Source organism: Polaribacter septentrionalilitoris (genome assembly GCF_009832745.1).
Taxonomy (GTDB): Bacteria; Bacteroidota; Bacteroidia; order Flavobacteriales; family Flavobacteriaceae; genus Polaribacter; species Polaribacter septentrionalilitoris.
In genome coordinates, this window is sequence record NZ_VRMJ01000025.1 from 137084 (window position 1) to 152122 (window position 15039).

Below are 15039 nucleotides of genomic sequence, written 5' to 3' on the forward strand. Positions count from 1 at the left end.
ATTAATCTTGTTTTATTCCATTTTTATAAATATCGGTTCTAATTAATTCTCCGGAAGAAGAGTATACGTTAACTGTACCATTTCCATTTATAATCGTTCCTTTATCCAATTTATTTCCTTTTTCATCTTTGATTATTACAATATTCATAAGTTTACTGTTTTTCCATAGTTCAAATAAATTTAACTCCCCATTTTCATGATATCTTTTCAATTCACCTTCTAATTTTCCATTTTCAAAATTCCAAGAGCCTTTCAATTGACCATTATCATGATAGTATTTCCATACACTTTCCTTTTTTCCTTTCGACCATGAACCAATCGCGCTTAATTGACCGTTTTCATGATAATATTTAGCCTCATTTTTACTTAATCCATCTTTGCCAAAAATTATTTCATATTCTAATTGTCCAATCTCGTAATAGTTTTTTTCATAAATTTCACCACTTTCTAAATAATTTTGTCGTTTTTTTAATACACCACCTTCAGAGTAAAACAACCACTCATCTGATTTAATTCCATTTATATAGGTTCCCTTATGACTTAATTCTCCATTTTGGTGATAATAGTTCCACAAACCTATTTTTTTTTCACCTGACATTTCTCCAATACTTTCTAATTGTCCATTCTCATAATAGAATTTCCATTCATCATGTATCTTTCCATTTACTATGTTTCCAACTCCTTGCAATTGACCATTTTTGTGATAGGACTTCACTGCACCAGACAAATTTCCATTTAAAAAGTTTCTTACTAATTTTAATTTTCCATTCTGGTAATACTCTTTAACTTCTCCAGATGGTTTTCCATTAACAAAACTGGCAACTGATTTTAATTCTCCATTTTCGTAAAAAAACTTCCATTCACCAGATTTTTTTCCGTCAGTTAACATACCTGTGTATTTTAGTTGACCATTATCATAATACTTTTTTTTAATTTGTGCGAAAGCTATATTGTTAATCAAGATAATGATAGTAAGTAGAATTATTTTTTTCATTTTGTTTTAATGGGTTTGATAATTTAATGTATAACATAGTTATGTTTAAGTACTTTCTTTTAGCAAAGCGTAAACTATAAGGATTAATGATTTTTAGTTATTATTATTTTACCATCACGATAATAATTCCATACACCATTCTTATTACCATCTAAAAACTTACCCGTACTTAGTAACTCTCCATCTTTATAGTAGTTTTTCCAATTTCCAATTCTCTTATCATTCTTATATTTTCCGACAGAAGATAAATTGCCATTCTTCCAAAGAGTTATTTCCAACATAGATTTATCATCATAAAAATATTTGAATTCCCATAATTCTCCTGTATCATAAAATAATTTTTTCTCTTTTGGGTAATAATCGTAATCGTTTCTTTTTAAAACACTTTTTAATTCTCCATTTTCATAAAAAGTCTTTTCATAATAATTTTCAATTTCATTAATTGTCATATTAGGGTAGTTTTGATATATTTCTAATTTGTTAAGTTTCTCACTTTCAGGAACTATGAATTGCTTATGTATTGAATTGTACTTTCTATAATTAAACTTGGTATTAATTTCACCATTTTCAGTATCATAGATAAATACTATTTCTAAATTAAGATTATTTCTTTTTACTGTGAAATTGATTTTTTCACCACCTTTATCTACTAACCTAAAAATATTTTTATAACTGTACTTAAAATCTCCTATAAGTTCCTCATTAGAATTACAATCCGAAGAGAAAAACTTACCATCTTCAGTGAATTCAAGAAACTTTATACAATTAGGGTTGATTTTATATGATTCAGACTGTACAATTATTTCATTATCAATCAGCTCTCTTTTTAACACTACCCATTTACCAAGTAAATCATTAGTTTGTGCAGTAAGTTGAGCAGTAAATAGTATTATAACTATTCTAAGGAATTTTGATTTCATATTGTTGTTTTAATGTTTGCCAACTTAAAATGAATATGATGTCGTTGTAAAGACTTAATATTCTTTGTTAGCTAATTTCGGTTTTTTTAATTTTAGAAACAAAAAAATAATAGTTCCCATTTTGGTTTTTTATTTTTTAAGATTGAAACCTTATCTTTGAAAGTAAAATCTATCTTCATGAAAAAAATAGGAATTCTTTTAGCTTTAACAATAACAATGCTTTCTTGTCAAACCAAAGAAAAACAACCAGATGTTGTTTTTAAAAAATATGATGAAACGGCAGCATTAAAAGAGCAACAAAACCACAAAAGCAAAAGAATGCAATTCAAGTTGTTTCAGTCTAAAGTGATAGATATGAACCAAGTTTTTGCTCCGTTTAAAGAAGACTTATCCTATTTTTCTGAAGCAGATTATAACAGTTTAAAACCTCTGGTTATAGAGCAAGATATTCCATCACTTCAAAAAAGTATCAAAGCAGGAAAACTGAACTATGAGAAACTGACTTTATTTTACCTCTATAGAATTAGAAAGTTTGAAAGTGATTCTACTTTATCTTTAAATTCTATAATTGCGTTAAACCCTATTGCATTAAAAGAAGCTAGACAAAGAGATAAAAATAAAGATGATGTTTCAGAATATTCCATTTACGGAATGCCAATTTTATTGAAAGACAATATCAATACCAAAGGAATGCCAACTACTGCAGGAGCTTTGGCATTAGAAAATAATAAAAATACAGAAGATGCTTTTATTGTAGAAAAATTAAAAGAAAATGGTGCTATCATATTGGGTAAAGTAAATCTAAGTGAATGGGCATATTTTTTCTGTTCAGGATGTCCTTTAGGGTATTCTGCTGTTGGCGGACAAACCTTAAATCCTTATGGTAGAGCAGAGTTTGAAACTGGTGGAAGTTCTGCAGGAAGTGGTGTTACAGTAGCAGCCAATTTTGCGGTAGCAGCAGTAGGTACAGAAACTTCAGGGTCAATTACTTCTCCTTCTAGTCAGAATTCTGTGGTAGGCTTAAAACCAACCATTGGCGTGTTGAGTAGAACAGGAATTGTACCAATTTCATCAACTTTAGACACACCTGGGCCAATGACAAAATCAGTAGTAGATAATGCTATTTTTATGGATGCTATGTCTGGTTATGATCAAAGTGATAAGGCTTCAAAAGAAATTAATGATGAGTATTTTAAAAACGGATTTAGAAATCAGTTAAAAGGAGTAAGATTAGGTGCATTAAAACCATTGTTGTCAGATTCAATCTATGCATTAAATGTAGAGAAGTTAAAAAAAGCTGGAGCAGAAATTATAGAAATTACGCCTCCAGAAATATCTTTTAATGGTTTTTTAACCTTGTTAAATATTGATATGAAACACGATTTACCAGCATATTTGGCTAATAACGCAGATAAGGCTGTTTCCATTAAAAATGTAAAAGATGCTGTAGATTTTAATTTAAAAGATACCTTGCTAAGAGCTCCTTATGGTCAACAATTATTTCAAGGAATTGTAAACGATAAAACTACTTTAGAGGAATTAGCAATTGTGAAAAATAATTTAAAAAGTGAAGGTGAAAAATATTTAAAATCTTTACAAGATGAGAATTTAGATGCAATTTTATCCATCAATAATTATCATTCTGGTATAGCTGCAGTTTCTTTTCATCCAACATTAACAGTTCCTATGGGATATAAGGACTCAGGAGAACCCATAAGTTTAACTTTTGTTGGTTTGCCATTTTCAGAAAGAAAATTGTTAGAAATTGGATATGCTTTTGAACAATTAACCAAAGCAAGAAAAATACCAATAAACTATAAATAATAATTTTAACAAATACAAGTTACCTTGTTTTGCTAATATTAATTGCTTAATGTAAATGACTATCTTTTAATTTTTGCTTTGAATATTTTTATATATTTGAATACCAAACTTTTAAGATGTCCAAAAAATTATCAATTATATCTTTAAAACAGATATGTTTTATCGCGTTGTTATTTTTGTCATTGCAATCTTTCTTAGCTCAGAAATCACCTAGTGAATTAAAAAAATATTCTCATACAGATTTTATAAAACTATTAACTGAATCTAAAGATTCTATTTTTAGTTTAAAAGATGCTTTTATTTTTTTTGATACAAAAAAAGACAGTTCTTTTTATTATGAAATTTCTGACAATCAGCTTAATTTTTCAAGTAGTGATACTTTAACAATTGATGTTGAAATTGATTTAAAAAACGTTCATTTTGAAAACCGATTTGAAGAAACTGGTGTAGCACTTCATCATATAAAATTTACAAAACCAGTAACTATTGTAAACGTTGCCGCTATTGTTTTTAGTAACTGTGTCTTTAAAGAAGGTCTTACAGTAGATGTGGATGTTCCTATGAATCCTTACATAGATTATTTTGAGTTAAATTCTATTTTCTATGATAATGAAATTGCTGTAAATGAATGTGCTATTTATGGAGATGTAGCTATTGATATTGGTACTATAGAAACTTTTTCTGCTTTATTTGTTTCTATTGTAAATACAGATTTTATAGAAACTACTGATACAAAAAGAGAACTTAGTGTAAACAATATTAGATCTATAGATTTTTATGGTAATATCTTTGAAGGAAAAGACATGATAAGTCTTTTTTTAGATAAATCTGGGAGTACACAAATTATTTCTAACGATTTTGGAGATGCAAGTGTAATACTGTTTCAAGCAGGCATTTCTTCGTCAGCTATAAATGTTATTGAAGATAATATATTCAGAAAACCAGTACTGCTTGAAGTTGAAAATTTTAATAAAACCGATAATTATCAGTGGAAAAACTGGAAATCAAAAATGATTTCTTATCAAGGTTTTGTTGAACACATAAAAAACATAGAAAAAAATTCAACTACTACTGTAGAGCTAGAAGAATTGTTTTATAATGATTCCATTTTAAAAATATATGTAGATAATTATCGATATGAATTTGAAAAATCATACAAAAATGAAAAAAGATTGTTAGGTTCTTTTTATGATTTTTATAAATCTCAATATGATACAGATTATTCAAACGAAACCTATGTTGCTTTAAAAGATTTAGAAACAAAACGATACCAATATTTAAATGAAAAAAAATCTTCTTTTAAAACCTATTTTACTTGGAAAATTAATCAGTTTTTAAAAGTCTTTTCAGCATATGGTACAGAGCCTTCAAGGTCAATCATGATGTCTATTTATGTAGTTTTTATTTTTGCATTTATTTATTTGTTTTTTCCAAACTCTTGGGATACCATAAATAGAAATAGATTAATAAAGCGTATTCGTTTTTATACAAGATACTTTAGAAATAAAGAAAGTATGAAAGAAATTTATCAAGAAGAAAAAAAAGACGAATTAATGACTTTTACAGAGTTTAAAGAATACATGCATAAGAGTCAAAAAGAAACACCAAGTTATTTTATTTGGCTGGCAAAACCCATCTATTATTTTTCGTCTACGAACTACAGAATTATAAGTAAACTTTTTGATAAGACTGATGTTTTAAAAGGTAAATGGGTAGATTTACCAAAAAGAAAGAAAATAATTGTAAGTTTTTTAATGGGATTATGGATTGTGGTATTATTGTTTTTTGATTTACTATTAAAGTTTATAAATGCGCTAACATTATCTTTAAATACATTTACAACTTTAGGTTTTGGAGAAATACCAACAAAAGGTTTGCCTAGGTATTTGTCCATTATTCAGGGTTTTATTGGTTGGTTTATGTTAAGTATTTTTAGTGTGTCTCTTATCTCGCAATTATTAAATTAAACCAAAACAAGTTGTATCTTTGCAGCCTAAAATTTACAAAATAGAATGCGTACAAAAACCATCAAAAAAAATAAAATTAACGTAGTTACTTTAGGGTGCTCAAAAAACATCTACGATAGTGAGGTGTTAATGGGGCAATTAAAGGCTAATGGTAAAAACGTAGTTCATGAAGATGAAAATGATGATGGAAATATTGTTGTAATCAATACTTGTGGATTTATTGGTAAAGCCAAAGAAGAATCTGTTGATACTATTTTGCATTACGCACAAAAAAAGGAAGCTGGAGAAATTGATAAAGTTTTTGTTTCTGGATGTTTAAGTGAACGTTACAAGCCAGATTTAGAAAAAGAAATTCCGAATGTAGATCAATATTTTGGGACTCACGATTTACCAAACTTATTGAAAGTTTTAGAAGCTGATTACAAACATGAGTTGATTGGTGAGCGTTTAACAACAACTCCAAAACATTATGCTTATTTAAAAATTGCTGAAGGTTGTGATAGACCTTGTTCTTTTTGTGCAATTCCGTTAATGCGTGGAAAACACAAATCTACACCTATAGAAGATATTGTAACTGAGGCTAAAAAATTAGCAGCAAACGGAATTAAAGAAATCATGTTAATTGCTCAAGATCTAACTTATTATGGATTAGATATCTATAAAAAAAGAGCATTAGCACAATTATTAGAAGCTTTAGTAAAAGTTGATGGAATAGAATGGATTCGCTTGCATTACGCATTTCCAACGGGTTTTCCTATGGACGTGTTAGAGGTGATGAAGCGTGAGCCAAAAGTGTGTAATTATTTAGATATTCCTTTACAGCATATCAATACAGAGTTGTTAAAATCGATGAAAAGAGGAACAACCCATGAAAAAACCACAGCTTTAATCAACAAGTTTAGAGAAGTTGTTCCAGAAATGGCAATAAGAACTACTTTGATTGTAGGGTATCCTGGAGAAACTGAAGAAATGTTTCAAGAGCTAAAAGATTGGGTAGAAGAAATGCGTTTTGAACGTATGGGGGCTTTTCAGTATTCTCATGAAGAAAATACGGGTGCTTATGTTTTAGAAGATGATGTTCCTGAAGAAGTAAAGTTTAAGCGAGTAAATGAAATTATGGAAATTCAGTCACAAATATCTTGGGAGCTGAATCAGCAAAAAATTGGAAAAACATTTAGATGTTTGTTCGATAGAAAAGATGGAGAGTATTTCTACGGAAGAACAGAATACGACTCTCCAGATGTAGACAATGACGTTTTAGTTGATGCCAGAGAACATTACATAAAAATAGGTGAATTTGTAGATATTAAAATTCATGAAGCAGGAGATTACGACTTGTATGGAACTCCAGTAAAAAAGCAAGAAAAACCAGTTCCTTTACATCAAAAAAAGAATCAATCTTAAATATAAAAACCACTTAAAATGAGTGGTTTTTATATTTAAGATTATTTAATTGTATCAGAATTTAATAAGAATACTGCATTGGCCACAAAGAGTTTTCCATTATCCCAAAAAGATCTGAATAAAGGATTGTCTACCATATAAACAATACTTCCACGCCCCATTCTTTCCTCACCAAAAAGTAGCGATTCAGGAACTTGTTTTACAGCTTTACTACCAGCATAACCAGAAATATTTTTAGCGCTTTCATCAAAATAAGCAACATTACTTCCGTTTTGTAAATATTTATAAGAAGAAGATCCTAATTTCAAAGAGAAATATTCATCAGTATAACCAAAAGCTAATGGATGAGTTGCATCAACTTTACTTTTAAAAATACTACCAGTTATTAAATTTTGAAACCTTTTACGTTCTCTATCTGCATATGGTGTTAGATTTGCCTCTTTCTTATCCTTACCTTCATTTGCTACTTTCTTTTTTAATGCATATCCTTTTTTATCAGCAAAAGAAGATAGCGCATTTCCCATAACAATTAATGTTCCTCCAGAACGAGTCCATTGTTTTAATTTTTCTAAAGTTGATGAATTTAAAACACGACTATAATATCCATTTGGTAAAATAATGACATCGTAATTAGAAAAATCTACACGACTAAAATAATCTGAATTTATATTTGTAATAGGATATTTTAATTGTGTTTCAAAGAAATGCCAAACCTCACCAAAGCTTAAAGAAGAAGTTCCTTTTCCTGACAAAACAGCAATTTTTTGTTTGTGAATTGGTTTTACATTATACGAACCAAAATCAGCTCCAGAATCCATAAATCCTGTTGAGATAGGGTTTAATTCTCGTTGATGCTCGTTTGCAATTTCAATTAATTTAGTATCAAAATTATCGTTTCTATTGTCATTTCTTAAAATCACTATACTTCCTCTATCAAAAGATTTTCCATTTACAGAAAAAGATTTTTCTGAAAAACGTGGAGTAATATTTGCTTGGAGTATTGCTCCTAAAAAAGTAGCGTCTTCTAAACTATTCCATTTAGATACATAAGCATAAGCACTTGTATTAATAATGTTTGTTACTTTTTTTGAATCGGAACTCGTAGAAGAAGCAACTTTAGATTTAGACGCAATTGTTTTAAAGCCATGTGCATAAGGTAAAGACCAAGCTGTAATATCGTAAGTTAAAGAGTCAGAAAGTTTTGCTTTAGGTTCAAACAAAACCTTAACCATTTTTCCTTTTGGTTGGTTGGAATGAATTACCAAATCAGATGAAGAAACACTCATTTTTCCATCTTTTTGATTTTGATAATCAAACCCTTTTACAGTACCCTTTTTTGCATTTTCATATTTAATTTCATGCTTGTCTAATAATCGTTTTAAACGATTTGTTTTGTCTTCATTTTCATTCTTTAAGACATAACTTTTATACTTTAAATTACTATTGTCAAAGAATTTTTTGAATTCAGTATTAAGTTTACCAGCATTTTTAGAAGAAATTTCAACTGTAGACAAACCAGTGGTCATGTGGTGTATTGCTCTGTCTTTTAAGGTTAAAATTTCACCTTCATCAGTTTGAATTCCTAATCCAGCTCTACCATGACCAGCTTGCTCAAAAGTCATTCCTATTGCACCCATATAAGTAGGATAAGTATCTCCATAACTTGGGTATAATAAATCAAAACGTTCTTTTGTAAAATATAACCAGCCTTCTTTGTCAAAATATTTAGCATGATTTTTTCCTATCTGAGTTTGAAAATCACGTTGCCAATCAGAAATAATTTCATGAAAAGGTTCTGCTGCAGGAGCAAAATAATAAGGACTGTTCATTCCTTGTTCGTGAAAATCAACATGTAGATGTGGCATCCACTTGTTATACATTTTTATTCTTTGTTGAGATTCAACTTGAGTGGCCCAAGCCCAATCTCTATTCAAATCAAATAAATAATGGTTAGGTCTTCCTCCTGGCCAGGGCTCAGAATGTTCTTTTGCTTCTTGATTGGTGTTAAAAGGAGTGCTTTTTACTTGATTGTACCAATTTACATAACGATCTCTACCATCAGGATTTATACAAGGGTCTATGATAACTACTGTATTTTCTAACCAAGCCTTTTTCTTTGTGACCAATTCGTAGATGGTTAACATTGCTGCTTCAGTACTAGAGGCTTCATTTCCATGAACGTTGTAACTCATCCAAACAATAGCTGTTTTATTATCAGCATTTCCAGAAATAATACCAGTTTGCGAAAGGTTGTTTTTTCTGATGTTTTCTAAATTATTGATGTTTTCTTGTGAAGAAATATAACTCAAATACAAAGGCCTGTGTTCATTAGTTTCACCATACTTTTCTAGTTTTACATTAGAAAGCGTATTGCTTACATAGGTAAAGTATTCTACAACTTTATGATGCCTTGTAAAGCGTGAACCAATTTCGTAACCTAAAAATTCTGAAGGAGATTGTAGTGTTTGAGAAAAAATACTTCCAGAAATTAAGAAAGCAGTGAATAGGAGTAATTTAATTTTCATATATAATAAAGTTTGATGCTCAAAAATAAGCAATAAAATTCTTTAAAAACAGAAATCAAAACCTGCAACATGTTAAAAGTTTGTTAGATTGATTGACGGTTTTCGACAAAGGATGAATTATTCGTATTTTTATCAAAAATTAATCAGACTTTATGAATTCTAACTCAGAATCCGATTGTTGTAAAACTTGTGTTATTGCCTAATCATCTATGAAAGTAACACACATTCCATTTCAAAAAACCGGTTTTTTCTCTAAAACCATGCTAGATTATTTAGAGCAAAAAGAATCTATTTTACCTTTTTTTAATAATTTTCCAGATATACATGGTTTTAAAAATCAAATTGAAGAAAAGAGTGGTTCATTTAGTTTAGAATCCAGAAAAGTTTTAGCAGACGCTTTAGAAAATCAATATGTTGGTTTTAAAACATCAGAAAAAACAAGACAAAATTTAGAATTATTACAATTAGAAAATACATTTACAATTACCACTGGTCATCAATTGAATTTGTTTACTGGACCTTTGTATTTTTTATATAAAATTATTTCTGCTATTAACTTGTGTGAACAACTGTCATCCAAATACCCAAAACAAAACTTTGTTCCTGTGTATTGGATGGCAACAGAAGATCACGATTTTGAAGAAATTAATTATTTTAATTTTGATGGAAAAAAAGTATTGTGGAATAGAGAAGATGGTGGTGCAGTTGGTCGTTTTTCTACAGAAAGTTTAGATGCTGTTTTTGAAGTGTTTTCAAACCATTTAGGAAACTCAAAAAATGCACAGTTTTTAAAACAATTATTTTCTGAAGGATACTTAAAGCATCAAAACTTAGCAGATGCAACTCGCTACATCGCCAACGAATTGTGTGGTTCATATGGTTTGGTGATTGTTGATGGCGATGATCAAAAATTAAAAGAGTTATTCATTCCGTATGCTAAAGAAGAGTTAGTACATCAAACATCTTATAAAACAGTTTCTAAGACTATTAAAGATTTAGAGCAGCAGTATAAAATTCAAGTAAACCCAAGAGAACTTAATTTGTTTTATCTGGGCGATGATTTTAGAGAACGTATTATTTTAGAAGATGAAATTTACAGAGTAAACAACACAGAAATTACTTTCTCTGAAGAAGAAATTTTTGCTGAACTAGAACAAAATCCTAGAGCATTTTCACCAAACGTTATTTTGAGACCTTTTTATCAAGAAGTAATTTTGCCTAATCTATGTTATATAGGTGGAGGAGGAGAACAAGCTTATTGGCTAGAGTTGAAAGCTTTTTTTAATGAGGTTGATGTTCCTTTTCCTATTTTATTATTGCGTAATTCAGTACAAGTAATTTCTAAAAAGCAACAACAAAAATTAGATAAATTAGATATTTCTTTAGAAGAACTGTTTTTGAAACAAAATGACTTACTTTCTAAAAAAGTAGTTGAAAATTCTGATATTAAGATTGATTTTGATAAAAAAGTAGCCTATTTAGAAAGTCAATTTTCAGATTTAAGAGAAGTTGCAAAACAAACAGATGCTTCTTTTATTGGAGCAGTGAATGCTCAAGAAACAAAACAAATAAAAGGATTAAAACACCTTAAAAAAAGACTGATAAAAGCAGAAAAAAGAAGGCAAAAAGATTTAGTAGAGAGAATTACCTTGATTCAAAACGAATTATTGCCCAATCAAAGTTTAGAAGAACGTCAACGTAATTTTTCTGAATATTATTTAGAGTACGGAGCTGTTTTTATAGCTGCTTTAAAAGACACATTACAACCCTTACAATTAGAATTTACAATCTTAGAATTGTAAGATAGTTTATACTAAACAATGTCTTCTCGAGCGCAGTAGAGAGGTTATTCTAAGTTCATGACTGCGTTGTAACAGAAAGAAATTGACCATGAAAGAAAAAGGCTTACACCCCAATAACAAGTTCAATAAAGGATATAATTTTGATGAATTAATCAAAAAAAACCCGCATTTAAAAGAGTTTGTTTTCCAAAACAAATATAGGACAACAACCATAGATTTTTCCAACCCTAAAGCTGTAAAAGAACTCAATAAGGCCTTATTGTTTTCTTATGATGCAATTGGTGTTTGGGATTTTCCTGATGATAATTTATGTCCACCAATTCCTGGTCGTTTAGACTATATATTGCATTTAAGAGATTTGCTTTCATCCGAAGAAAATATTCATATTTTAGATATCGGAACAGGAGCAACTTGTATTTATCCGTTGTTAGGAGTTGCAGAATCTAACTGGAATTTTACAGCAATAGATATTGATTTAGATTCTTTAGATAGTGCACAAGATATTATTGATGATAATGATTTGGATGTGAAGATTAAATTAAGGAAACAGTTTGATGAACAACATATTTTAAAAGGAGTTTTAGAAGAAGATGATTCTTTTTCAGCAACAATGTGTAATCCGCCTTTTTACAAATCGGCAGAAGAAGCAAGAGGTGCAAATAGAAGAAAAACTAGAAATTTAGGAAATAACGCGGTTAGAAATTTTTCTGGAAACAACAATGAATTGTGGTATGTTGGCGGAGAAAAAGCGTTTTTACATAATTATTTGTATGAAAGTTCTTTATATCCAAAAGTGAGTAAATGGTATACAAGCTTGGTTTCTAAAAAAGAAAATGTAGAGAGTTTAGAAACATCCTCAAAGAAATTAGGAGTAAAAGAATTTAAAGTAATTCCTTTAAATCAAGGGAATAAAGTAACAAGAATTGTTTGCTGGCGATTTTAGTTAAAAACTACATCTTCAACATTATATTTTTTACAAACCAAATGTAAAATAGTATATACTAACATATGTACAAATACCAAACAGACAAAAGCATATAATGGTACTCCTAAAATTTGATAAGGCCAATAATAGGTCCAAACCCCGAGATAAATGGTAATCACTTCTCCAAAAGCTGGTAGGATTAAAGCCAAAATAATAGCCAAAATAATTTTGTTTTTTTGAGTTTGATTTGTCAAAAGAGGAATTAAATTTCGTTCTAATTTATACAAGTAGTGAAACGCAAGCATCCATGCAAAAGGTAACCATAAAGGTAATTTTCGGGTTACTTCATGATATTCCCAATACCCATTGGTTACGCCCCAGGTTTCACCAACTATTCCTCCAAAACAAGTAAGTAGCATTCCAATTAATAACAACCAGTTTTTTTGTTCTGGCTTGATAATTTCAACATAAATATTATGGATAATTTTTAATCCTAAAAGAATAGCAACAATAAGATCATATTGTTTTAAGAAGCCTATTAATACTCCTGCAATGATAAGTTTTGCAAGTGCTTTACCTATTTCTTTTGAAAAAAGTTTTTTGTTAGAAATCAATATTAACCTTTTTTAGGCATCAAATGTACATTTTTTACTTCAAAAATAAATGATTCAAAGTTTTTAACTATTTTTAAAACTGATATAAAAACTTTAAAAAGTTGAAAATTAGAAAATCACATCGAAAAAGAATAATTGTATTCCTTCTTTTGCTAACAGTAATCTTTATGCTGTCAAATTATTTAATTGAAAGGAAAATTGATAAAATACTTGTAGAAAACTCCTTAAAAAATGGAATATCTATAAAAGCTACAAGCTCTGTAAATTTATTGTTTGGTGATGTTTCTTTGTCTGATATAGAAATAGAAAAAGATAGTTTTTATATCAAATCTAAATCAATTCAATTAGCGGGTTTGTCTTATTATGATGCCTTTGTAAACAATACTTTTAATGTTTCTGGTTTAAAATTGGTAGCGCCACAATTCTCAGGAAAGATGAATGACACTCTATTTGCAAATATGTTTAAAAAGGACACTGCTACTCCTAAAAAAATGTATTTAAAGGTTAAGAATTTAGAAATTATTAAAGGAAATTTAAATATAACCGATGCAAAACAAAACGATTTAAAGATCGAAGAAGTACACCTTGAGATTAATGATTTTGTGTTCGACAATCAAACAAATACAATTCCTTTTTCATATCAAAAAATATTTTTTGAAGTACGTAATTTAGAGCGAAAAGTTTCAGAAGTTCAGCAACTAGAAATTGAGAACATTACTTTAAAAGACAGCTTAATTTCATTACATAAATTGATGTTAAAGCCTTTAAAATCTAGAAAGAATTATATTTTTAATGTTACTGAAGAAAAAGAGTTGATGGATATTAATATTGATTCTTTACAAATAGTAAACTTTCATATAGAAAAAACAGATAGCCTTTTCTTTAATGCAAAAACAATAAATATTAGCAATGCTAATTTTGGTTTATATCAAGATAAAACTAGGTTTTCCGAATCAAAAAAAATAAAAAAACTATACAGTAAATCACTAAGAGAACTTCCTTTTTTGTTGAATATAGATCAAATTAATATAAAAGACTCTAAACTTACCTATGAAGAGTTGTTAAAAAGAGAAAACAAACCTGGTGTTTTAGTTTTTGACGATTTAAATGTTACGATAAAAAATATCAACAATAGAAAAAATAATAAAACTAATGTAACAACTACCATTCATTCAAAATTTATGGGAGATTCACCTTTACATGTTGTATATAGTTTTAAGATTCAAGATGTTAAAGATAAATTTAGAATTAGAGGTTTTCTAAAAAATGTGACATCAAAAAATATGAGTTCTTATATTTCACCTGCTATGAATGTAACTATGGATGGTTTTATAAATAGAATGGATTTTGATTTTGAAGGCAATAATTGGTCATCAAATGGTAAGTTTGATGTGATGTTTAAAGATTTTAAAATAGAGTTTTTAAAGAAAAAAAAGAAGAAAAACCGTTTGTTAAGTTGGTTTGCTAATCTATTGATAAAAGATACTTCAAAAAATGGATTAATAGCTGTTGAGGTATCTGATGTAAAAAGAAACCAAACAAAGTCTTTTTGGAACTTCTTTTGGAAAAATATGGAAAAAGGTTTGATGAAATCTTTATTGTAATAAAAAACCGAAACAAACTGTTTCGGTTTTTAAAACTAATACCGTATAATTCTTACAAATTAGGAATCACTAACTCTTGTCCAGGATGAATCACATCTGGATTTTTTAAAACATCCGAATTTGCTTCAAAGATATCTTTATACTTCATAACTTTTCCGTAATATTTTTTTGCAATTCCACCTAAAGTTTCTCCTTTAGCAACTGTATGTCTTGCATACACAGAATCGTCTTCTACTTTAATGTCAGCCATTATATCTGTTGGATTCTCACCACCAACTTTTTTAATTTCATCCCATAGTAAGTCTTTTTCATATGGTGTTTTAGCAGTTCCCCAAACTTTTAACTGTCCATCTTCTTCTTTTACATCTCCATTTTTAATGCTTAATTGTTCTCCTAAATCTAAAACGCTTTGATACTTTGCTCTCATTTTTTTATTTTTTTGATTGTATTATTTACTAAA

11 protein-coding genes are annotated in these 15039 nt (G+C 28.8%); 6 read left to right on the forward strand and 5 right to left on the reverse strand.

The genetic code is table 11. The features are described from left to right. Position 1: 1 nt before the first annotated feature. Together FP421_RS05185 and FP421_RS05190 are read right to left on the reverse strand one after the other, a co-directional pair. A complete protein-coding gene (locus FP421_RS05185) occupies positions 2-994 on the reverse strand; it encodes a toxin-antitoxin system YwqK family antitoxin (protein ID WP_159948267.1) in 993 nt (330 codons plus the stop codon). 83 nt (positions 995-1077) lie between these two features. Beyond that, positions 1078-1914, reverse strand: coding sequence for a toxin-antitoxin system YwqK family antitoxin (locus FP421_RS05190; protein WP_159948269.1), 837 nt, complete (start codon positions 1912-1914; stop codon positions 1078-1080). 177 nt (positions 1915-2091) lie between these two features. Here FP421_RS05190 and FP421_RS05195 point away from each other — a divergent pair, with 177 nt between their 5' ends. From FP421_RS05195 to rimO, 3 genes are all read left to right on the forward strand, one after another. Beyond that, entirely contained in the window at positions 2092-3738 is a 1647-nt protein-coding gene (locus FP421_RS05195; protein ID WP_159948271.1) for an amidase family protein, read from the forward strand. A 116-nt stretch (positions 3739-3854) separates the two neighbouring features. Continuing rightward, positions 3855-5705 (forward strand): hypothetical protein, encoded by a 1851-nt coding sequence (locus FP421_RS05200; RefSeq protein WP_159948273.1) that lies wholly within the window; start codon positions 3855-3857, stop codon positions 5703-5705. Between the two features lie 45 nt (positions 5706-5750). Further along, positions 5751-7109, forward strand: coding sequence for a 30S ribosomal protein S12 methylthiotransferase RimO (gene rimO, locus FP421_RS05205; RefSeq protein ID WP_159948275.1), 1359 nt, complete (start codon positions 5751-5753; stop codon positions 7107-7109). A 41-nt stretch (positions 7110-7150) separates the two neighbouring features. Here the strand turns inward: rimO and FP421_RS05210 are convergent, their stop codons facing one another. Further along, positions 7151-9634, reverse strand: a complete 2484-nt coding sequence (locus FP421_RS05210; protein ID WP_159948277.1) for a M14 family zinc carboxypeptidase — start codon at positions 9632-9634, stop codon at positions 7151-7153. A 209-nt stretch (positions 9635-9843) separates the two neighbouring features. On the opposite strand from FP421_RS05210, the gene bshC reads away from it, so the two are divergent. Continuing rightward, entirely contained in the window at positions 9844-11436 is a 1593-nt protein-coding gene (bshC, locus tag FP421_RS05215; protein WP_159948279.1) for a bacillithiol biosynthesis cysteine-adding enzyme BshC, read from the forward strand. Positions 11437-11524: 88 nt separating this feature from the next. Then, positions 11525-12379: a 23S rRNA (adenine(1618)-N(6))-methyltransferase RlmF gene (rlmF, locus tag FP421_RS05220; protein ID WP_201288797.1), complete on the forward strand. Its 855-nt coding sequence runs from the start codon at positions 11525-11527 to the stop codon at positions 12377-12379. On the opposite strand, the gene FP421_RS05225 is transcribed toward rlmF, so the two are convergent. Next, complete coding sequence (locus FP421_RS05225) at positions 12376-12975, reverse strand: hypothetical protein (protein ID WP_159948283.1); 600 nt, start codon at positions 12973-12975, stop codon at positions 12376-12378. The genes rlmF and FP421_RS05225 overlap by 4 nt on opposite strands. A gap of 167 nt (positions 12976-13142) precedes the next feature. On the opposite strand from FP421_RS05225, the gene FP421_RS05230 reads away from it, so the two are divergent. Beyond that, positions 13143-14579 carry a DUF748 domain-containing protein gene (locus FP421_RS05230; protein WP_159948285.1) on the forward strand — a complete coding sequence of 479 codons (1437 nt, stop codon included), beginning with the start codon at positions 13143-13145 and terminating at the stop codon, positions 14577-14579. A 52-nt stretch (positions 14580-14631) separates the two neighbouring features. Here the strand turns inward: FP421_RS05230 and FP421_RS05235 are convergent, their stop codons facing one another. Next, on the reverse strand, positions 14632-15006 hold the full coding sequence (locus tag FP421_RS05235) for a LysM peptidoglycan-binding domain-containing protein (RefSeq protein WP_159948287.1): 375 nt from the start codon (positions 15004-15006) through the stop codon (positions 14632-14634). Positions 15007-15039: the final 33 nt, after the last annotated feature.